This is a genomic window from Vibrio sp. 3-2(1) (assembly GCF_963887575.1).
GTDB classification, from domain to species: domain Bacteria; phylum Pseudomonadota; class Gammaproteobacteria; order Enterobacterales; family Vibrionaceae; genus Vibrio; species Vibrio anguillarum.
On sequence record NZ_CAWPGB010000003.1, the window covers coordinates 1 to 20,976 of the forward strand.

Annotated in this window: 13 protein-coding genes and 2 pseudogenes; 8 read left to right on the forward strand and 7 right to left on the reverse strand. The window is 48.2% G+C overall.

Annotation, left to right across the window (positions count from 1 at the left end):
• Positions 1–108 precede the first annotated feature (108 nt).
• A complete protein-coding gene (gene gorA, locus AACQ79_RS00830) occupies positions 109–1,467 on the reverse strand; it encodes a glutathione-disulfide reductase (RefSeq protein ID WP_170899556.1) in 1,359 nt (452 codons plus the stop codon).
• Positions 1,468–1,577: 110 nt separating this feature from the next.
• Positions 1,578–2,417, reverse strand: a complete 840-nt coding sequence (locus AACQ79_RS00835) for a 23S rRNA (adenine(2030)-N(6))-methyltransferase RlmJ (protein ID WP_170899557.1) — start codon at positions 2,415–2,417, stop codon at positions 1,578–1,580.
• 205 nt (positions 2,418–2,622) lie between these two features.
• On the opposite strand from AACQ79_RS00835, the gene prlC reads away from it, so the two are divergent.
• Complete coding sequence (gene prlC, locus AACQ79_RS00840) at positions 2,623–4,665, forward strand: oligopeptidase A (protein WP_170899558.1); 2,043 nt, start codon at positions 2,623–2,625, stop codon at positions 4,663–4,665.
• Between the two features lie 156 nt (positions 4,666–4,821).
• Positions 4,822–6,996 (forward strand): DNA helicase II, encoded by a 2,175-nt coding sequence (gene uvrD, locus AACQ79_RS00845; RefSeq protein WP_170899559.1) that lies wholly within the window; start codon positions 4,822–4,824, stop codon positions 6,994–6,996.
• A 784-nt stretch (positions 6,997–7,780) separates the two neighbouring features.
• Here uvrD and AACQ79_RS00850 read toward each other — a convergent pair.
• The 3 genes from AACQ79_RS00850 to rarD all read right to left on the reverse strand — a co-directional run bounded on the left by AACQ79_RS00850 (position 7,781) and on the right by rarD (position 10,358).
• Positions 7,781–8,440 (reverse strand): LysE family translocator, encoded by a 660-nt coding sequence (locus tag AACQ79_RS00850; RefSeq protein ID WP_170899560.1) that lies wholly within the window; start codon positions 8,438–8,440, stop codon positions 7,781–7,783.
• A gap of 73 nt (positions 8,441–8,513) precedes the next feature.
• Entirely contained in the window at positions 8,514–9,320 is an 807-nt protein-coding gene (locus AACQ79_RS00855; protein ID WP_026028188.1) for an AraC family transcriptional regulator, read from the reverse strand.
• 120 nt (positions 9,321–9,440) lie between these two features.
• Positions 9,441–10,358, reverse strand: coding sequence for an EamA family transporter RarD (rarD, locus tag AACQ79_RS00860; protein WP_013855691.1), 918 nt, complete (start codon positions 10,356–10,358; stop codon positions 9,441–9,443).
• 251 nt (positions 10,359–10,609) lie between these two features.
• Here rarD and recQ point away from each other — a divergent pair, with 251 nt between their 5' ends.
• The 3 genes from recQ (at position 10,610) to AACQ79_RS00875 (ending at position 13,196) form a co-directional block, all read left to right on the forward strand.
• Positions 10,610–12,448 carry an ATP-dependent DNA helicase RecQ gene (gene recQ, locus AACQ79_RS00865; RefSeq protein ID WP_064626057.1) on the forward strand — a complete coding sequence of 613 codons (1,839 nt, stop codon included), beginning with the start codon at positions 10,610–10,612 and terminating at the stop codon, positions 12,446–12,448.
• A complete protein-coding gene (locus tag AACQ79_RS00870) occupies positions 12,441–12,743 on the forward strand; it encodes a DUF3630 family protein (RefSeq protein ID WP_013855693.1) in 303 nt (100 codons plus the stop codon). The genes recQ and AACQ79_RS00870 overlap by 8 nt, the downstream gene beginning before the upstream one ends.
• Before the next feature lie 90 nt (positions 12,744–12,833).
• Complete coding sequence (locus AACQ79_RS00875; RefSeq protein WP_170899561.1) at positions 12,834–13,196, forward strand: hypothetical protein; 363 nt, start codon at positions 12,834–12,836, stop codon at positions 13,194–13,196.
• A gap of 5 nt (positions 13,197–13,201) precedes the next feature.
• On the opposite strand, the gene AACQ79_RS00880 is transcribed toward AACQ79_RS00875, so the two are convergent.
• Entirely contained in the window at positions 13,202–14,050 is an 849-nt protein-coding gene (locus AACQ79_RS00880; RefSeq protein ID WP_170899562.1) for a MurR/RpiR family transcriptional regulator, read from the reverse strand.
• A gap of 241 nt (positions 14,051–14,291) precedes the next feature.
• On the opposite strand from AACQ79_RS00880, the gene murQ reads away from it, so the two are divergent.
• The gene (murQ, locus tag AACQ79_RS00885) at positions 14,292–15,194 is read left to right on the forward strand and encodes an N-acetylmuramic acid 6-phosphate etherase (protein WP_047688473.1); all 903 of its coding nucleotides are present in this window, start codon (positions 14,292–14,294) and stop codon (positions 15,192–15,194) included.
• 29 nt (positions 15,195–15,223) lie between these two features.
• The gene (gene murP / locus AACQ79_RS00890) at positions 15,224–16,672 is read left to right on the forward strand and encodes a PTS N-acetylmuramic acid transporter subunit IIBC (RefSeq protein WP_017045935.1); all 1,449 of its coding nucleotides are present in this window, start codon (positions 15,224–15,226) and stop codon (positions 16,670–16,672) included.
• Positions 16,673–16,823: 151 nt separating this feature from the next.
• Here murP and AACQ79_RS00895 read toward each other — a convergent pair.
• Positions 16,824–18,651: pseudogene (locus AACQ79_RS00895) on the reverse strand (ABC transporter ATP-binding protein).
• Positions 18,652–18,872: 221 nt separating this feature from the next.
• On the opposite strand from AACQ79_RS00895, the pseudogene AACQ79_RS00900 reads away from it, so the two are divergent.
• Positions 18,873–20,891: pseudogene (locus AACQ79_RS00900) on the forward strand (TonB-dependent siderophore receptor).
• The last annotated feature ends 85 nt before the right edge of the window (positions 20,892–20,976 follow it).

Consider the following 20,976-nt stretch of genomic DNA (forward strand, 5'->3'; position numbering starts at 1 on the left):
GTATGAGGTACATAAATTCACCTAGAAAATCACTGACTATACACACAGCATAGTCAGTAATAATATATTTTCCAGATTTATTTATGTGTGTAAGATGCTTTTCCTACACTAACCTGTCATGGTAACAAACTCTTCACTACCCGTTGGATGTATTGCCACAACTGAATCAAAATCGGCTTTGGTTGCGCCCATTTTCATGGCTACGCCAAAGCCTTGAATCATTTCATCAACCGCAAAACCGATGCCGTGTAGGCCAACAACGGTTTCTTCAGGGCCAGCGCATACTAGTTTCATTTTGCATGGTTGACGGTGAGAGGTGACGGCGGTGTACATGGCCGTGAAGCTAGAGGTATACACTTTGACGTTATCTTCACCATATTGCGCTTGGGCTTCTTGCGTTGTGAGGCCAATTGTGCCGATTGGCGGATGGCTAAAGACCACGGTCGGGACCAGTTTGTAATCCATCTTCGCATTGGTTTTGCCATTAAACAGGCGCTCTGAAAGTTGACGGCCTGCTTTGACGGCAACTGGTGTGAGCTCGATACCGCCTTCCATGATATCGCCGACACAGTAAATGCCCGCGACGTTGGTTTGCTGGTACTCATCAACCTTAATATAGCCTTGTGCATTAGTTGCCACACCCGTTGCTGCTAGGTTTATCGCATCGGTTGCTGGGTGGCGGCCGATTGCCCAAATGAGCGTATCAACGTTTTGGCTTTGGCCATTTTCAAGGTGTAGAGTCAGGCTGCCATCGGCTTCTTTGATCACTTCTTTTGGCACTGAATGAGTATGTAATGTTGGGCCTTCCGCCGCCATGACTTCAGTGAGTGTTTCGATGATCATGGGATCAAAGCTGCGCAGGGGGGATTCTTTGCGCACGTAAAGGTGCGTTTCTGTGCCGAGTGCGTTGAGTACGCCCGCGATTTCAACCGCAATATAACCTGCGCCCACAACCGCGACGCGTTTAGGCTGTTCGGTCAAGTCAAAGAAACCATTGGAATCAATGCCGTATTGCGCCCCTGGGATAGCCGGAATCGTTGGGCGTCCGCCAACGGCAATCAGGATATGGTCTGCCGTGTAGTGTTCACCGTTCACTTCTACGGTTTTTGCATCAACAAAGCGTGCGAAACCGCGGATCACTTCCACTTTGTTATTGCCCAATACGCGGTCGTACGATTGATGAATACGGCCAATATACGCTTGGCGGCTCTCAATCAGTTTTGACCAATCCAATCCTTTGACATCGACATCGAAGCCGTAATCTTTGGCATAAAGGTGCATTGCTTCAGCAATTTGCGCGCCATGCCACATCACTTTTTTCGGAACACAACCGACGTTGACACAAGTGCCGCCAAGGTCTTTGGCTTCAATCAGTGCGACTTTCGCACCATACATTGCCGCGCGGTTCGCTGAAGCGATACCACCAGAGCCACCACCGATACAGATATAATCAAAATGCGTTGTCATTACTTTCTCCATTATTCTTTTTTCATCCTATTTGACCTTGGTTTTGTACAGTGTTGGCAACCATAGCAAGGCGAAAAAGGTTCTCTACTTCTTTGATAGATTGGGTCAGTTTATTCTGGTACAACCCATTCGACTTTAAAATGACCAGTTACCGGGGCAATCGCTTGCTGAAGAAACGGTAAAATTTCCTGCATTTGCCCTTCCAGTGTCCATGGTGGGTTAATCACTATCATGCCTGAAGCGGTCATGCCACGTTCATGGGTGTCTGGCGACACGCCTAATTCAATTTGTAAGATTTTGCGAATACCGAGGCTTGCCAGCCCTTCAAGCAAGTCATCAATGGTGTCGCGATTCACTACGGGATACCAAATGGCGTAGATACCCGTCGCCCAGCGCTTATAACTTTGGGCAATGGCTCTTACGACATCGCTGTACTCTTTGGCCAATTCGTAAGGGGGATCGATCAGCACTAAGCCGCGACGCTCTTTCGGTGGCAGGCTGCCGATTAAGCGTTGGAAACCATCTTCTTTGTAAATCGATACCTGACGATCTCGGTGGAACTCTTGCTCGAGCAACGGGTAATCGCTCGGATGCAATTCAGTGAGCACCATACGATCCTGCGCGCGTAGATGAGCGCGAGCCACACGTGGTGAGCCGGGGTAGTAGCGTAACTCTTCGCTTTCATTGAGCGCTTTTACTGCATCAAGGTAGCTTTGAATGGCGGGTGGCGTTACATTTTGTTGCCAAATACGAGCAATCCCTTGTTTATATTCACCAGTTTTTTCTGACCATTCATGGGTCAAGTCATAACGGCCCACACCAGAGTGTGTGTCATGATAAACAAAAGGCTTCTCTTTTTGCTGTAATGCATTGAGGATAAGGCTTTGTACGATATGCTTTAATACATCCGCGTGGTTGCCCGCGTGAAAACTGTGGCGATAACTTAGCAAAATAGGCTCTCAAAACACCCCAAATGGAGTGTGTTTCATCAATCAAACGTATTGGCTGATTATACGCCACTATTGAAAATTGCTGAACCTACCTATATTTACTATTTCAGATAAACAAAATCGACGGTTGCCGTGAAACAATCAGTGACTGTTGCAGAGAAATGCATCAACGTGCAGGCGCGTCTTAACTTAAAAGGAATGTTTTATGTCTAATCCACTTCTCACTTTCACGGATTTACCGCCGTTTTCCGCCATTAAGCCAGAGCATGTGAAGCCTGCGGTTGAGAAAGCGATAGAAGATTGCCGCACCGAAATTGAAAAACGCCTTGTTGGCAATAGCACCCCAACGTGGCAAAACTTGATTGCACCCATTGAAGAGGTGGATGATCGCTTAAGCCGCATTTGGTCGCCAGTAAGCCACCTTAATTCTGTGCTCAATAGCGATGAACTGCGTGATGCGTACGAAAGCTGTTTGCCGCTGCTGTCTGAATACGGCACTTGGGTTGGGCAACATAAAGGCCTGTTTGAAGCCTATAAGAGCATGAAAGCCAGCGATACTTTTTCCTCGCTCTCTCAAGCGCAGCAAAAAACCATCAATGATGCACTGCGTGATTTTGAGCTATCGGGTATCGGCTTGCCATTGGCAGAGCAAAAACGGTACGGCGAGATCAGTAAACGTCAATCTGAGTTGGGTTCTAAGTTCTCTAATAACGTACTGGATGCCACGATGGGCTGGACCAAGCACATTACCGACGCCAATCAATTAGCGGGCATGCCAGAATCGGCGTTGGCAGCTGCACAAGCGGCGGCGCAAGCCAAAGAGCTCGATGGTTATTTATTAACGCTCGACATTCCTTCTTATCTGCCAGTGATGACTTATTGTGATAACCAAGCTCTGCGCAAAGAGCTTTATGAAGCGTATGTTACGCGTGCCTCGGATCGCGGGCCAAATGCGGGCAAGTGGGATAACAGCGAAATCATCGCTGAGAAGCTCAAACTGCGTCATGAAATAGCCCGTATGCTCGGTTTTAATACCTACAGTGAAAAATCACTGGCGACCAAAATGGCGCAAACGCCCGATCAAGTGTTAGGGTTTTTAAATGATTTAGCCACCAAAGTGAAACCGCAAGGTGAGCGTGAAGTAGAAGAGTTGCGTCAATTTGCGCAGCAAGAGTTTGGCGTGACCATGCTAGAGTTGTGGGATATCGCTTACTACAGCGAAAAACAGAAACAGCACTTGTTTGATATTTCAGATGAAGAGCTGCGCCCTTATTTCCCAGAGTCGAAAGTGGTGAGCGGCCTATTTGAAGTGCTCCACCGCGTATTTGGCATGAGCGTCAAAGAGCGCTCTGGGGTTGATACTTGGCATCCATCGGTGCGTTTTTTCGATATTTTTGATGCGAAAGGATCACTGCGTGGCAGCTTCTATCTCGACCTGTATGCACGCGAACATAAGCGTGGCGGCGCGTGGATGGATGATTGCCGTGGCCGCCGTATCACTCAAAGTGGCGAGCTACAAACACCAGTGGCTTATTTGACCTGTAACTTTAATCGCCCAATCGGTGATAAACCTGCGTTATTTACTCATGATGAAGTGGTCACTTTGTTCCATGAGTTTGGACACGGGATCCACCACATGTTGACTCAAGTTGAAGTGGGTGCGGTATCTGGCATCAACGGTGTACCGTGGGATGCGGTTGAACTGCCCAGTCAGTTCCTTGAAAATTGGTGCTGGGAAGAAGAGGCGTTAGCGTTTATTTCAGGTCATTACGAAACGGGTGAACCGCTACCGAAAGAAATGCTCGATAAAATGCTCGCGGCGAAAAACTTCCAGTCAGCGATGTTTATTTTGCGTCAACTTGAATTTGGTTTGTTCGATTTCACCTTGCACACCACTTACGATCCCGAAGTAGGCCCGCAAGTGTTGGAAACTCTCGCCCAAGTGAAAAAGAAAGTGGCCGTGTTACCAAGCCTTGAATGGAACCGTTTCTCACACAGCTTTAGCCACATCTTTGCTGGCGGTTACAGCGCAGGTTACTACAGCTACTTATGGGCAGAAGTGCTTTCGGCGGATGCGTTTTCTCGCTTTGAGGAAGAGGGAATTTTTAACCCACAGACTGGGCAAAGTTTCTTGAATAACATCCTTGAAATGGGTGGTAGTGAAGAGCCGATGGAGCTATTTAAACGCTTTAGAGGCCGCGAGCCGCAAATTGATGCGTTGTTGCGTCATGCGGGGATCGCCGCGTAGTCACGCGCTTAAAATGCGATGAAGCTCGAATTAGCCCACCTTTGCGGTGGGCTTTTCATTTTTGAATGCCCAGAAAAATGTGATAGAGACGAGCATCTTGCCGCGATTTGAGGTTATAATCTGGGCAATTATGTATAAATAACCAGTAGCTTAGCCATGATGGATCCTTCTCTCTTACTCGACGGTCTCAACGATAAACAGCGCGAAGCGGTTGCTGCGCCTTTAGAAAACTTGCTGGTGCTTGCCGGAGCGGGGAGTGGTAAAACCCGAGTATTGGTGCATCGCATTGCTTGGCTTATCTCGGTTGAAAACGCCTCGCCTTTTTCAGTGATGTCGGTGACTTTTACCAACAAGGCGGCGGCGGAAATGCGTGGCCGAATTGAAGAGTTGATGATGGGCAGTGCATCGGGTATGTGGAATGGCACCTTCCACGGTATTTGCCACCGTATTTTACGCGCTCACTATCTTGACGCTCGCCTGCCTGAGGATTTTCAGATCCTCGATTCTGAAGATCAACTGCGTTTGCTGCGTCGCTTAATCAAAGCACAAAACCTAGATGAGAAGCAGTGGCCTACGCGCCAGGTGTGCTGGTGGATTAACGGTAAAAAAGATGAAGGTCTTCGTCCGAAGCACATCGATGCATACCGCGATCCCGTGACTCAAACCTATTTGCAGCTTTATTCCGCGTACCAAGAGGCGTGCGATCGCGCAGGTTTGGTTGATTTTGCCGAAATTTTGCTGCGTTGCCACGAGATGTTGCGTGATAAGCAGCACATTCGTGAACATTATCAAGCGCGCTTTAAACACATCTTGGTCGACGAATTTCAAGACACCAATAACATCCAATACGCGTGGCTGCGCATGATGGCTGGGCGCGATTGCCACGTGATGATCGTCGGTGATGATGATCAGTCCATTTATGGCTGGCGTGGTGCCAAAATTGAAAACCTCGACAAATTCACGCAGGAATTTCCGAGCGTTAATACCATTCGTTTAGAGCAAAACTACCGTTCAACCAAAACCATTTTGCAAGCCTCGAACGCACTGATCGCGAACAACACCGAGCGAATGGGTAAAGAGCTCTGGACAGATGGCAGCGAAGGCGAGCCAATTTCTCTCTATTCGGCCTACAACGATCTTGATGAGGCGCGTTTTACCGTCAATAAAATCAAAGAGTGGCGAGATAAAGGTGGCGCATTAGAGGATTGTGCGATGCTTTATCGCAACAACGCCCAATCTCGTGTTTTGGAAGAAGCCTTGATTCAAGCAGGCTTGCCCTACCGTATCTACGGCGGCATGCGCTTCTTCGAGCGCCAAGAGATCAAAGATGCGTTAAGTTACTTGCGTTTGATGTCTAACCGCAATGATGATTCGGCCTTTGAGCGAGTCGTAAATACGCCACCGCGTGGTTTGGGTGATAAAACGCTGGAAACCATTCGTTTTGCGGCGCGAGATCGCGGCTGTACCTTGTGGCAAGCGAGCCTTGTGCTGTTGGAAGAAAAAGTGCTCACAGGACGTGCGGCAAGCGCATTAAGCCGGTTTATTGAACTGGTCAATGCTCTTGAAGATGATAGCGCTGAGATGCCGTTACACAGTCAAACCGACCATGTAATCAAAACCTCAGGTTTGTTTGAGATGTATCAGCTTGAAAAGGGTGAAAAGTCCAAAGCCAGAATTGAAAACTTGGAAGAGCTAGTCACCGCAACACGCCAATTTGAAAAGCCAGAAGAAGCGGATGAGATGAGCATGTTGACGGCCTTTTTAACCCACGCAGCGCTGGAAGCGGGCGAAGGGCAGGCTGACGAATTTGATGATGCCGTACAGTTAATGACACTGCACAGCGCGAAAGGGTTAGAGTTCCCGTTGGTGTTTATGGTTGGCGTTGAAGAGGGCATGTTCCCTAGCCAAATGTCGGCCGAAGAAGCGGGGCGATTGGAAGAGGAGCGCCGTTTGTGCTACGTCGGAATGACGCGCGCCATGCAAAAGCTCTACATTACTTACGCTGAAATTCGCCGTTTATACGGTCAGGATAAATACCATAAGCCGTCACGCTTTATCCGTGAGCTGCCAGAAAAGTGCCTTGATGAAGTGCGCATGAAAGCGCAAGTGAGCCGACCAAGCAGTGCCGGGCGTTTTAGTCAAACAGCGGTCAAAGAGAACTTTAACGAGACAGGCTTTAGCTTGGGCGCACGCGTGAAACACCCTATTTTTGGTGAAGGCACCATCATTAATTTCGAAGGTAGTGGCCCGCAAAGTCGAGTGCAAGTCGCTTTTAACGGTGAAGGCATTAAATGGCTAGTGACTGCTTATGCCAAGCTAGAGAAACTATGATCTTCCTTGTACGAAGAAAGGGTACTTTTCTTTGCTGAGATGGTTGGATTGTTCTCCTCCCTCTTTGAGGGGGAGGCAGGGAGGGGGTGTTTATGGCGTTGTTTAAACCAAATACCTAACCTAGTTGTTCAAGATATGAAAGCTGGATAACTCATCTACTTATCCGATCCAAAAGAAAAACCCCGAGGGCTTGCGCCCTGCGGGGTTATAGTCTTACTTGCAGCAATCCAGCTACGAAAGTGCTCCATGCATCAAATCCATGATAGTGGCTGAATTCCGTCAGCTTAATCCGTTCTTCGCCTTCCTAGCGGTGTCCTTGGTGACTTCCTAGTCTGCTAACCATCCACGTTAGCGCGCTTCACTTGTTCCTTGAGCGGTGTCCTTTACATCATCCTGATGTTCAGTCCTTGCCTCGTCCAGAGGTGTCCATTGTCTTTCCTTAGTAGTAACCATCCTAGCTACTATTGCGTCCATTCAATGTCCAATTTGCTTTCCGTGCCGACCATTCATCCTGAGCAGTCGTCTCTTCATCCTGAAGATGACCAATCCGTGGTGCTTTCCTGTTCCGTGTCAGAATCCTTCCGACAAGGTTCATATTACCCATCTCTAATTTATCGGCAATGCTAGAGAAACGCTTTTTTCGCAAAGGGTTTCTCTAGTTGGTTGTTATTTTATTTAAAATCAATTAGTTAAGTTTTTTAGTGTTGATTTTCCTACTCAAAAAGCGATATTTGCTCACTCGTTTGTAAGAGATCTCGCACAAAAATGGGCGCGAATCGCTGCATCAATGGCTAAGGCTAAGCAGCGCTTGCAATAAAATAAGTCCACCGATGAGCGTAAAAATGATGCCACATACCGCATCAATATACACAGTGAGTGATTGCAAACGTTTTTGTAGGCGGGCGGTGGAGAGCATCCACGCCAAGCTTGAGAACCACATAAAAGAGAGCCCCCAAAGAATCAGCAAGGCGATACCTTTACCTGAAAAGGACATCCCCACAGGCACTAAACTCGACATTAAGCTGATAAAAAAGACCAAAGCTTTTGGATTAAAAATATTGGTGATAAAACCGCGGGAAAAGGCTTGGCGTTGATTTTCGATCAGCTTGTCGCGCTCATTGTTGACTCCGACAGCTTGTGGCGATCGCCAGGTGGTGTAGATGGATTTGAGTGCGCCCAAGCCTAAATAGAATAAATACCCCCCGCCGGCCAGTTGCACCATCGCAAACAGTGCGGGTTGTTGATGCACCAAATAGCTTATCCCTGTGAGGCTAAGCAATGAGTGAATGACAATGCCACATGATAACCCTAGCGCAATAAAAACTCCGGTTCTGCGACCGTAACGGGTGGAATTTTGTACCACCAGTGCCACATCTGGGCCGGGGCTTAATAATGCCATAAAATGTACGCCAGCCAATGTGGCCAATATGGAAAGTTCGTTCATGTATTCTCCTCATGTTTTACGGTGAGTATGCGTGGAGAAAACGTGCTTGCCTTGTAAATTTCTGACAGTTTAGTTAGTAAAGTGTGCGATTGATGGCGGAGGGTGGCAGGCCAAAGGTTGCTTTGAACGCCTTACTGAAATGGGCTTGATCATAAAAACCGACTTGATAGGCGACTTCAGTGCTAGAGGTGCCGGTTTTCAACAATTTCATCGCTTGCTCTAAACGTAAACGCAATAACCACGCATAAGGTGTGATGCCCGTTTGCGCCTTGAAATGGCGCTGAAACTGAGTGGGTGAAAGCTGGCAAAGCTGAGCGAGTTGCTCAAGGCGGATTGGTTGGTCGAGTTGACTGAGTACCCACTCTTTCAGCGTGGCGAGGTTGCGTTGGCCAAGCGGTTTAACCTCCGGCAGTTTCAAGTGGCTATAGCGTTCAAGTAAAGGTGTGAACCCTTGGTAGGGTAAGCAATCTTTAGCGAGTTGACTGAGCTTATCCTGTTTCATGGTGTGATGAAGTTGCAGCAGTGAGCAAAAAAGTGGCGCGTCATCGACTATTAACTGCTCAAAACCCAGCACTTGTTCAATCTGCTTGGCTTCTAAGGTTTGCTGTAGCCAAGTGGGCTCAATAGCAAACACTTGCACTTGGTAGCCAGAGCCATTGTGTGCTTGCCCATCGTGCAGTTCATCTGGCGACATCAGAACTACGCCGCCCCGTTGTACCTGATGCCAAGCGCCTTGGTGGTAGAAGCGCTGCGTTCCTTGAGTGATAAGGCCAATATGAATATCAAGATGGTAGTGGCGATCAAACGCAAACTGACGATAGTCTGCATCAATCAGACCGATCGCAGGATAGGCCGTTTGGCTGTAGCTCACTTTATCCATAGAGACCAAAATTTAGGGTTGAATAATGCAAGCTTAGCCAGCCATGTCGCCACTGTCTTGTAAAAAATGATCACAGTGCCCTCGATCGCTTTGACGAACGAGGGGAATAAACAATCCTAATTAAACGGATGCCCGTTGAGCGCGTCGCGCGGTCCGGCCTGTTTTTAAACCATCAAAACTGAACAGCAACAATGCAGCCCAAATAAAGGCAAAAGTAATGGCTTTATCACTAGAGAAGGCTTCACCGTAAACCAAGACAGCGAGCAAAAACATCAAGCTTGGGCCGATGTATTGAAAGAAACCCAGCGTTGAAAGTTTTAAACGCGTTGCTGCTCCTGTGAAACAAAGCAAAGGCAAGGTCGTGATGACGCCAGCTGCGATCAGCAGTAGGTTGAGGTTAAGCGGATTGAGCGCCATATCTGAAGTTGGCGAGCTGGCGATAAACAACAGATAAATCAACGCCGCGGGCAACATTACCAAGGTTTCGATAAACAAACCTGTTTGGGCATCAACCGCCACTTTTTTACGCAGTAAGCCATACAAGCCAAAAGTGGTAGCCAAAGCGATGGCGACCACAGGAATCGAACCAAACACAATTAACTGAATGGCCACACCAATGGTGGCTAGCGCTACCGCGACCCACTGCAGTTTGCGTAATCGCTCACCAAGAAAAAGCATGCCGAGCACCACATTGAGCAGTGGGTTAATGTAATAGCCTAAACTGGCATCTAACATATGATTAGCATTGATCGCCCAGATGAAAATTAACCAGTTCACCGCAACCAGACAAGCGGTGGTCATTAGATAGATCATCTTTGATTTATGAGTAATCACACTGCGTACACTACGCCAGTTGCGGCCAAAATGAAGTAGTGCTGCTAACAAGAAAAACGACCACACTACGCGGTGAGTGAGGATCTCAAGTGCAGGAACATTGTTGATTGCTTTAAAATAGATCGGTGCGATGCCCCACATAGTGTAAGCACCAATAGCGAGTAAAACGCCTTGTCTGGAGCGTTGTTGTTCTTCTGCGGTCATGATGAATTCTCAAAGGAGTGAAGTGCTGAGCCAGCGAAACGATTCGACAGTATATACTGTTCCTCAAGTAAGTTGCAGCTTTGTTAATCAACCGCCTACTCGGGAGTTTGAGTGGCGAATAATGGCCGAGAATCAAGTGATTCGCTTTACCGCTACATTTTGCGGTTTTATTCACCATCGAACCCCACTACAATAAGACGCTTTGCGGTATAGCGGTTGCTCTACCCCTTTTGTTCACCCTTGGAAATTTCATGACCGCAACGTTAATGGCTCAACAAACCGATCCTCAACCTGAGACACCGCACAGTATTTTACAGACTGTGTTCGGTTATCAGTCGTTTCGTGTCGGCCAGCAAGAGGTGATTGACGCTTCGTTAGCGGGGCAAGATAGCTTAGTTATCATGCCAACGGGTGGGGGGAAATCGCTCTGTTATCAGATCCCTGCGTTAGTCAAAGAGGGCATCACTTTAGTCATCTCGCCGCTCATTTCGTTGATGAAAGACCAAGTGGATCAGCTCAAAGCCAACGGTGTCGCGGCTGAGTGTATTAATTCAAGTATGTCACGTGAGATGCTGATGTCGGTGTATAACCGAATGAATGCGGGGCAACTGAAGCTGATTTACGCGTCGCCTGAGCGCGTTTTGATGCCCGATTTCATCGAACGCTTGCAGCAGTTGCCATTGGCGATGATTGCCGTGGATGAAGCACACTGTATTTCTCAATGGGGGCACGATTTCCGCCCTGAGTATGCGGCGTTAGGCCAACTTAAACAGCATTTTTCACACGTGCCTTTTATGGCACTGACGGCAACGGCCGATGACGCCACGCGCGTGGATATTTTGCACCGTTTGCAGTTGCAAGAACCGCATGTCTATCTGGGCAGCTTTGATCGCCCTAATATCCGCTATACCTTGGTCGAAAAGCACAAACCGGTTTCACAGGTGATCCGCTATCTTGATACGCAAAGAGGACATTGCGGCATCATTTACTGTGGCAGTCGCAAAAAAGTAGAAATGCTGACAGAAAAACTGTGCAACAACCATTTACGAGCAGCCAGTTACCATGCGGGTATGGACGCCGATGAGCGCGCTTATGTGCAAGAAGCATTTCAGCGCGATGACATTCAGATAGTGGTTGCTACCGTCGCATTTGGAATGGGGATTAATAAACCCAACGTGCGTTTTGTGGTGCATTTTGATATTCCGCGCAACATCGAATCTTACTATCAAGAGACCGGGCGCGCAGGGCGAGACGGTTTGCCAGCCGAAGCGATGATGCTCTATGATCCGGCCGACATCAGTTGGCTGCGTCGAATGTTAGATGAGAAGCCGGAAGGGCCACAAAAACAGGTGGAAAGCCATAAGTTGGGCGCGATGAGTGCTTTTGCTGAAGCACAAACTTGCCGCCGCCAAGTGTTGCTCAATTATTTTGGTGAATATCGAGATAAACCTTGCGGCAACTGCGATATCTGCCTTGATCCCCCCAAGCATTTCGATGCCACGCAAGAGGCGCAAAAAGCATTATCGTGCGTTTATCGCGTCAACCAAAGTTTCGGTATTGGTTATGTGGTGGAAGTGATGCGCGGTATGCAAAATATCCGTATTCGTGAAAATGGCCACGACAAGCTCACTACTTACGGCATTGGTCGCGATCATAGCCATGATTATTGGGTGAGTATTTTCCGTCAGTTGATCCATAAAGGGTTGTTGCAGCAAAACATTACTCGCAATTCGACCTTGCAGTTGACGGAAGAGGCGCGACCGCTGCTGCGTGGAGAAATGCCATTAGAGTTAGCTATTCCACGCTTAGACACAGCCGCTCGTGCGGCGAAATCAGATAAGTTATCCAACAAAAACTACGACAAACCACTGTTTGCCAAATTGCGTAAATTGCGTAAATCGATTGCTGATGAAGATGGCCTGCCGCCTTACGTGGTCTTTAGTGATGCGACCTTAATTGATATGGCGGAAATATTGCCCACTTCGTACGGAGAAATGTTGGCCGTTAACGGCGTTGGGCAACGCAAGCTTGAAAAATACGCCGACCCATTTTTAGACCTGATTCAGGAGCACTTAACCCACCATGGCTGAGTTCGGTTTAGCTCACAATTTACAAGATGAAGGGCGACTCGTCCTGAGTACACCGCGTTTTGATGTCGATACTTTTCCTGCACTAGGCGAGCGTTTGGTCAAGCAGCTTTCGGCTACAGTGATAGAAAAACAGTGGGATGCGGACATTCACTCATGGTTGATTGATTTTGAAGGTTGCTTACTTTTTCTCAAAGCCGAGCATTACAGCGAGTCGGTTTGGCTTGAAGCACTTGCCATCAAAGAGAGCCAAGAAGAGTTGGCGTTTCTCGCGCAATTATTAGCGCGAGGTTTCTAAGCGTGTAGATCAACTCTGCATATCCGCCTTTTGGTCCTTCATTATTAAGCCACCATTGCTTATGATGAGGCAAACATCAAGGAGGCTGGCGTGAAATTTGAGTCGATTCATCAAGAAGTTATCTCCGTTGAGCGTTTTACATGGCGCTGCTTACGCTATGCGGTGATCGCTGCGTTACTGCTGTTGACTGGCCTCATTCCCGGAGTGGTGGGTTTTGTCTACCTAGCTGATCTCCCGGCGGCGCAAGCGTGGTTGAATGCGCTTTCGATGGTCAGTGGTCTCGAGCTTCCCTACCCGATAATCAATCTGCATCTTGCGCCGAGCTTGCATCTCTTTTTAGCCTTTTACAGCTTATTTATCGAAACTGTCTTTTTCGTTTCATTGGCTACCCTATTTGCACCGATCATTCATCGCGTTTTTCATCGCATGCACCGCATTGAAGAGAGCGATTAGTTCCGTTAAAAGATTTGACGAATATCAGATGAAATGTCTTGGATCAATTGACGCGCCGACTCGTCTCTTTGCTGTACAAGAGTAATAAACAACAGGTCGGTTAGAACATTCTGCGCGGTGCGAGAGGCGATGGATGAGCTGCGATGTTCATTTTCATCGGCAATCGTATCAAAAGAGAGATCGGCTAATTCACGTAATCGATTTTTCTTCGGAGAGGTGAGCGCGATAACGCTTGCTCCTTGCTGCTTGGCCGCTTCGGCGGCAATCAAAATCTCTTTTCTCTCTCCTGAAAATGAAATCACAATTTGAACATCTTGCGCACCCAGCGTGCGTGCGGTGGCGATTTGTACGTGGCTATCTTGTTCTGTGAGCGCTGTGATGCCTAATTTCAGGAGCTTAAAAGCCAAATCTTTTGCGGTGAGCGCCGAGCCGCCGATGCCGATAATTTGCACGCGGTTGGCGAAGTTTATCCACTGTACTGCTTGGTTGAAATGGGGAAATGAAAGCGCGTTGGTGGTGTGAAACATCGCCTCTGTTTTCGCTTGCACCAATTTTTGTGCGATCACCGCCAGTGGGTCGTCAGCCAGAATATTGCTGTGCAGTGGCGTGGTCTGAAACGCCAATTTACGGCCAAGCTCTTCGGCCAGCGCTAACTTAAACTCACTGTAGCCCCTAAAGCCAATTTTCTGGGTAAATTTGACAATGCTCGATTGGCTGACTTTTGCGTGTTCGGCCAATGCTTGGCTGGTGGCGAGCGCGGCTTTTTCTGGATGAGCGATGATCCAATCGGCGATTTGTAATTCACTGCGAGAGAGTTGAGTGCGGCGGCTGACGATTTTATGCATCACAGACATGCGCGATCCTTGTATTTTTTAGAATAAATTATTCCAAATTTAAAATAACGAACATTAGTGTAGTGGCTTGTATTAACTAGCCTTTTGTTCAGGGGCTTAAAAGATGTCGGTGCATTGTAGGCCATTATTCCATGTAGTGACTGGTCAAAGAATAACCTTTGTTGTGATTTTTGTCACTAAAGTGGAATATTTTATTCCATAGAATCGCCCTCAGTTCCGAATTCAAACCGAGAAATAGACGATGAACCTAGACCTAACCCAGTTGGTTACCGAAAGCCGCAACCCTGCCAGTGCTGACATTGACACCCTTTCCACCTTAGAGATGTTGCAAGTCATTAACCATGAAGATCAACTGGTCGCGTTGGCGGTTGAAAAAACCTTACCGCAGATAGCGCAAGCGGTGGATGCCATTACCTTGGCATTTCAAGCGGGTGGACGTTTGATCTACATGGGAGCGGGAACCTCCGGTCGCTTGGGGATTTTAGATGCTAGCGAGTGCCCACCCACCTACGGCTCTGATCCTAAACAAGTGGTTGGGCTTATTGCGGGCGGACACCCAGCAATTCTTAAAGCGGTTGAAAATGCCGAAGACAATGTTGAGCTTGGGCAAAGCGATCTGAAAAATATTAATTTGACCCGCAACGATGTGGTGGTGGGTATCGCCGCCAGTGGTCGTACACCCTATGCGCTAGGCGGCATGGCTTACGCTAAATCACTGGGTGCAACGGTTGTGGCAGTAGTGTGCAACCCAGATTGCGCGATGCAGCACGCGGCTGACATTGCCATTGTGCCTGTGGTGGGCGCGGAAGTGGTCACGGGCTCTTCACGTATGAAAGCGGGCACGGCGCAAAAACTGGTGCTTAACATGTTAACCAGCGGCGCGATGATTCGTTGCGGTAAAGTGTTTGGCAACCTCATGGTCGATGTCGAGGCGACCAACGCTAAGTTGATTCAGCGCCAAAATAACATTGTGGTCGAAGCGACTGGTTGCAGTAAAGAGGAAGCAGAACAAGCACTGAGCGCCTGCCATCGTCACTGTAAAACCGCCATTGTAATGATTCTTGCGGGGCTAAGCGCCGAGCAAGCGACGCAAAAACTGGCCAAGCATAATGGTTTTATTCGCGCGGCACTGAATGATCAATAACCCGACTGGATCTATCCAAGGATGTCCCAATGGCAAAAATAACCTCAAATATGATCGCCAAGCTGCTTAGTGCAGTCGGTGGTAGTGGCAATATCGGTAAGTGTGGCAACTGCATGACGCGCTTACGTTTAACATTAAATAATACGGCATTGGCCGATCAGGCTCTGCTGAAAACCCTTCCAGGCGTAATGGGCGTGGTGGAGAGTGACCAACAACTGCAGATCATTTTAGGCCCAGGCAAAGCGCAAACGGCGGCCGATATGATGAATGAGATGATCGCCAACGGTGACGGTACTGAGACGGATATGGCCGTAACTGCCGATCTATCCGCGATTGCTGCTGAGCAGAAAAAGCAGATGAAGAGTAAACAGACCAGCGGCGTACAACGTTTTTTAAGCAAATTTGCGACCATTTTTACGCCGCTGATCCCCGGTTTCATTGCTGCGGGTTTGTTGCTTGGTTTTGCCACTTTGCTGGAGCAAATGTTCGTTATCGATCAATCGCCTAGCCAGTTTATGCTCGATCTCATTACTTATATGAAAGTGTTTGGTAAAGGGCTATTTGCTTTCTTGAGTATTTTAATTGGTTATAACGCGCAGCAAGCTTTCGGTGGCTCGGGTGTTAATGGTGCCATTTTAGCTTCGCTGTTTGTGCTGGGGTATAACCCAGAGGCGACAACGGGTATCTACTCGGGTATGAGTGAATTCTTTGGCTTCGCCATTGACCCGCGCGGCAACATCATCGGGGTACTTTTAGCCTCTATTTTGGGCGCGCAAGTAGAACGTAAAGTGCGCCAATACATGCCTGATGATTTGGATATGATCTTAACCTCTGTGGTGACGTTACTCATCATGGGCGCGGTGACTTTCTTGGTGATCATGCCGATTGGTGGTGAGCTGTTTAAAGGCATGTCATGGTTGTTTTTGAACCTCAATGATAACCCGTTGGGCGCGGCGTTACTGTCGGGTTTGTTCTTAATTTCGGTGGTGTTTGGTATTCACCAAGGGTTTGTGCCAGTCTATTTTGCGCTGATGGATGTACAAGGGTTTAACTCTCTGTTTCCTATTTTGGCGATGGCGGGCGGCGGCCAAGTGGGCGCTTCGCTGGCACTCTATTTCAAAGCGAATAAAGATGCGTTGCTGCGCACGCAAGTGAAAGGGGCGATCATTCCCGGTATTTTGGGGATTGGCGAACCACTGATTTATGGCGTGACCTTGCCGCGGGTTAAACCGTTTGTCACCGCTTGCATTGGTGGGGCGGCGGGCGGTTTCTTTGTCGGCTTAGTTTCTTACCTTGGTTTGCCAGTAGGATTAAATACGGTGTTTGGCCCGTCAGGCATTGTCGCCATTCCATTGATGACTTCCGAGCAAGGAATTTTTGCTGGGATGATGGTGTTTGTTGGCGGTCTTTTAATCTCCTACACTGTTGGCTTTCTCGCGACCTACTTTTTTGGCTGCAAAGATGTCGATTTAAGCTAATTCACCCCCCCTATGTATGGTATGCAAAATAGTATGCAAAATACCCAAACTCAGAAGTGAGGGTATTGGGTGAAATAGCGCGGCCTTTAGCACATCTTCTTTCTCTGTTGGATGTGTCTAAAGGCCTTTTCTTTGGCCTAAAGAGCATCCACTACGCAAGTTCGCCTATAAAACCACCTGTTTGATGCGCCCATAGCTGAGCATAAACGCCTTGTTGTTGCAGCAACTCTTGGTGTGATCCTTGTTCAATGATTCGTCCTTCATCCAGCACGATTAAGCGATCCATGGCGGCAATGGTTGATAAACGGTGCGCAATGGCGATCACGGTTTTGTTTTCCATCAGCGTTTCAAAATTTTCTTGAATAGCCGCTTCTACTTCTGAATCTAGGGCCGAGGTGGCTTCATCCATGATCAGAATCGGCGCATTTTTTAATAGCACTCTGGCAATCGCAATGCGTTGGCGTTGGCCGCCAGAGAGTTTGACACCGCGTTCTCCCACTTGAACATCGTAGCCAAGGTTGCCATTCTCATCCTGCAACTGCGCGATAAAATCATGAGCATGCGCTTGACGGCTTGCTTCTATCAGCGCCTCTTCCCCGGCATCTGGGTTGCCATACAGAATGTTGTCGCGGATTGAGCGGTGCAACAGAGAAGTATCTTGCGTGATCATACCAATGTGTTGGCGCAGTGAATCTTGGCTGACCTGCGAAATATCTTGCCCATCAATGCAGATTTTGCCGCCATTCAAATCGTAAAATCGCAGCAGCAAGTTAACCAGTGTCGATTTTCCCGCGCCCGAACGACCCACTAACCCCACTTTTTCGCCCGCTTTTAACTCAAAGTTAAGCGCCTCAAACACAGTGTTCTCTTGTCCATAGTGAAAGTGAACGTTATGGAAGCTGATTTGCCCTTGCGTTACTTGCAGCGGCGGCGCATTGGCTACATCCGTTATGGTCACTGGTTGTGACAAGGTATTCATTCCATCCACCACAGTACCGATATTTTCAAATAGTGCGCTCACTTCCCACATGATCCATTTCGACATGCCTTGTACGCGCAGCGCTAATCGCAATCGCAATGACACCGACAGTCACTGAGGCATCGAGCCACAAATTGATTGATAAAGCGGCGATAGAAAACAGCAGTAAATAGTTGATGGCGTCAACACTCCATAACAGGCACGTCACCATGCGCATCTGTTGGTACACGGTGTTCAAAAACCGTTTCATGCTGCTTTTGGCGTACTGCATTTCTCGTTGCGAATGGGAAAACAGTTTCACGGTGGCAATGTTGGTGTAACTGTCGACTATGCTGCCCGTCATAGTTGAGCGAGCATCGGCTTGATCGGTCGCCACTTTTTTCATCTTGGGAATGAAATACAATTGAATGATGATGTAGGCCACGAGCCAAATCAGAATCGGGATCATCAAGATGCGGTCAGATTCGCCCATCATCCAAATCATCGAGACGAAGTAGACCGCGATGTAAACCAGTACATCGACCAGTTTCATCACTGTTTCTCGCACGGCGAGTGAACTTTGCATCACTTTGGTGGCGATCCGCCCCGCGAAATCGCGTTGGAAAAAACTGACGCTCTGTTTGAGTAAGTAGCGGTGGATCATCCAACGTATCGACATCGGGTAATTACCCAGTAGCGTTTGGTGCATGATCATGGAGTGGAAGAAAGCCAGCAGCGGCATAATGACCACCACCAGCGCAGCCATTACCCACAAGCGGTCACTCTGATCAGCCCAGAATGTCGCACGTTGTTGGCTGCCAAGCATATCAACCAATTCACCCATATAGCGAATGAGGGTGACTTCGGCAATCGCCACACAAGCACTGAGCAGTGACATGACCAATAACGGTACTTCAAAACCCCGCGTGTAATGACGGCAGAAGGCTAATAAGGAGTTAGGCGGTTGTTGCGGCTCTTCTTTAGGAAACGCCGTTGTGAGATTTTCAAACCATTGAAACATAGGTGATCAACTTATGGTGATGTGCGAGTGAGATTCATTCTTATTTTTATCTGTTAAATATTGAATTTATCAGTAAAATGACGGGCAATAATAATGATAATAAAAACGTTTCTCAAACTAATTAAAGCAGGAGGTATCCTTTAATGGATCTCATTCGCCCAAGCTTGCTGGGGACAGCAATTCACAACATATTAAAAATCAGCGCATTACCTTGTCTGTTCATGGTTTCGGCTACGGCACAAGCTGAGCAAATACCGCCACCAGTTTTAGACACGATCGTGGTAACGGCATCGGCATTGAAAGTCGATACCCCGACACAAGAAACCGCAAAGTCGGTCACTGTCATTGAACGTGATGAACTGGACCAGCATAACGTACAAAAACTGGATGAAGCATTGCGCTATACGCCGGGGTACACCTCACCTTATGGCGCGGATAACGACGCCGAATGGATGTTTGTGCGTGGTTTTGAACCGAGTGTCTATCTCGATGGTAACCGTCTTTATAAAGAAGGTTTCTTTGCTTGGACGGTTGAACCCTTTGGTTTAGAGCGAGTTGAATTGGTGAAAGGCCCGTCTTCGGTGCTGTATGGTGAGTCCATGCCGGGCGGTATTGCCAACGTGGTGCAGAAAAAGCCGACTGATGGCGCGCAGCATTCCGTATCTCTGTCGGTGGGGAATAAAAATTACCAGCAGTTGGGTGTCGATATTGCCGATTGGGCCAACCAAGATGGCAGCCAGCGCTACCGCTTGGTGGCGATGGTTAATCAAAAAGAGGGTGAATTGGATGGCATTGAGAGCCAGCGCGTTTATGTTGCGCCAAGCTACGCTATCGATTTATCAGATCAAACCACGCTAACGCTGATGGCCACTTTCTTGAAAGATAACGGCGTGCCACAAAACGGTTTCTTCCCAAGCGATGGCACATTAGTGGCGCTGCCCAATGGCGAGACGATTGCGCCTAACCGCAACTTTGGCGAGCCGGATCACGATGATTTCGATAAAACACAACTGTCCTTCGGCTACCAACTCTCTCATCAACTGAACGACACTTGGAGCCTCAAGCAAAACTTCAACTACGCCTATGTTGATCTGTACCTACGAAGCTCTTCGGCCTATCAAAATGCTTGGCAAGACAGCGACCCATACACATTGGCACGTTATACCTTGATCAATGATGGTGATGCACACAGCGTAACCTTAGATAACAACGCCCAAGCACAGTGGCAAAGTAGCCAATTTGAGCACCGCTTACTGACCGGGTTTGACATTCAGTATCACCAAAATAAATGGCTGGGTAATGGCACTGGTTCACAGGTGGGCGTGATCAACAGCCTTAATCCGACCTACGGCAATGTGCCTGATCTCTCAAGCAGCTTGTATGACAATGAGATTGTCAAACAGCAACTGGGTGTGTACGCGCAATATCAAACGAAGTGGCAACAGAAATGGGTTCTGAATTTAGGTGGCCGCTACGACAAAATTGATGTTGAAAGCAAAGGTTTGAATAAAGATGAGCTTGATGATGGCCAACTGTCATTAAACAGCGGTTTGATCTATTTAGCCGATAACGGTTTGTCACCTTATGTGAGCTACTCTGAATCTTTCTATGTGATCAGCAGCTTAGATTTCACCACCAACAAACTCTACAAACCCGTCGAGAGCAACCAAACCGAGGTGGGTGTGAAATACATGCCAAGCTGGCTCGATGGCTATGTCAATCTGGCGTGGTTTGATATCGACCAGAAAAACGCAACTGCCTCTACCGTCGGCAGCAATGGCGCGTTAACCACCAGTCAATCGGGCACAAAAACCAATACGCAAGGGTTCGAAGTGGAAGCTCGCATGGCTGTGACAGAGAATCTGATGCTGAATGCCAGCTACACCTATCTCGATGCTCATACGGGTGAAGGAACGAGCCAGAAGCGCAAGTCGATGATTCCGCGCCACTTAGCGACAGGCTGAGCGAGCTATGATTTTGCAGGCCTTGGGATTGAGGGGCTGACGTTGGGCTCTGGCGTGCGTTATACCGGAACGTCTGTGGATGCCTCGCTCGATAAAAAGGTGCCTGCTTATATGCTGTGGGATGCAATGGCAAGCTACGCCATCAATACACAGTGGGATGTGCAGGTTAACCTCAATAATATTTTGGATGACGAGTCCTTTGCTGGTTGTGATTTCGGAACCTGCTATTACGGCGAATCACGTCGTATGGTGGCAAGCGTGAATTACCGCTGGTAAGTCAGCATGAACTCACCTTCGCTGAAGGTGAGTTTGACGGTTTTTGAACATTCCCGCGCCGGCGGGGATGTGTGTTTTAGGTGGT

Bases quoted from the DNA above. Each gene is read 5' to 3' on its own strand.
- gorA (WP_170899556.1), bottom strand. From the start codon at position 1,467: ATGACAACGCATTTTGATTATATCTGTATCGGTGGTGGCTCTGGTGGT.
- prlC (WP_170899558.1), top strand. From the start codon at position 2,623: ATGTCTAATCCACTTCTCACTTTCACGGATTTACCGCCGTTTTCCGCC.
- uvrD (WP_170899559.1), top strand. From the start codon at position 4,822: ATGATGGATCCTTCTCTCTTACTCGACGGTCTCAACGATAAACAGCGC.
- AACQ79_RS00850 (WP_170899560.1), bottom strand. From the start codon at position 8,440: ATGAACGAACTTTCCATATTGGCCACATTGGCTGGCGTACATTTTATG.
- AACQ79_RS00855 (WP_026028188.1), bottom strand. From the start codon at position 9,320: ATGGATAAAGTGAGCTACAGCCAAACGGCCTATCCTGCGATCGGTCTG.
- rarD (WP_013855691.1), bottom strand. From the start codon at position 10,358: ATGACCGCAGAAGAACAACAACGCTCCAGACAAGGCGTTTTACTCGCT.
- recQ (WP_064626057.1), top strand. From the start codon at position 10,610: ATGACCGCAACGTTAATGGCTCAACAAACCGATCCTCAACCTGAGACA.
- AACQ79_RS00870 (WP_013855693.1), top strand. From the start codon at position 12,441: ATGGCTGAGTTCGGTTTAGCTCACAATTTACAAGATGAAGGGCGACTC.
- AACQ79_RS00880 (WP_170899562.1), bottom strand. From the start codon at position 14,050: ATGTCTGTGATGCATAAAATCGTCAGCCGCCGCACTCAACTCTCTCGC.
- murQ (WP_047688473.1), top strand. From the start codon at position 14,292: ATGAACCTAGACCTAACCCAGTTGGTTACCGAAAGCCGCAACCCTGCC.
- murP (WP_017045935.1), top strand. From the start codon at position 15,224: ATGGCAAAAATAACCTCAAATATGATCGCCAAGCTGCTTAGTGCAGTC.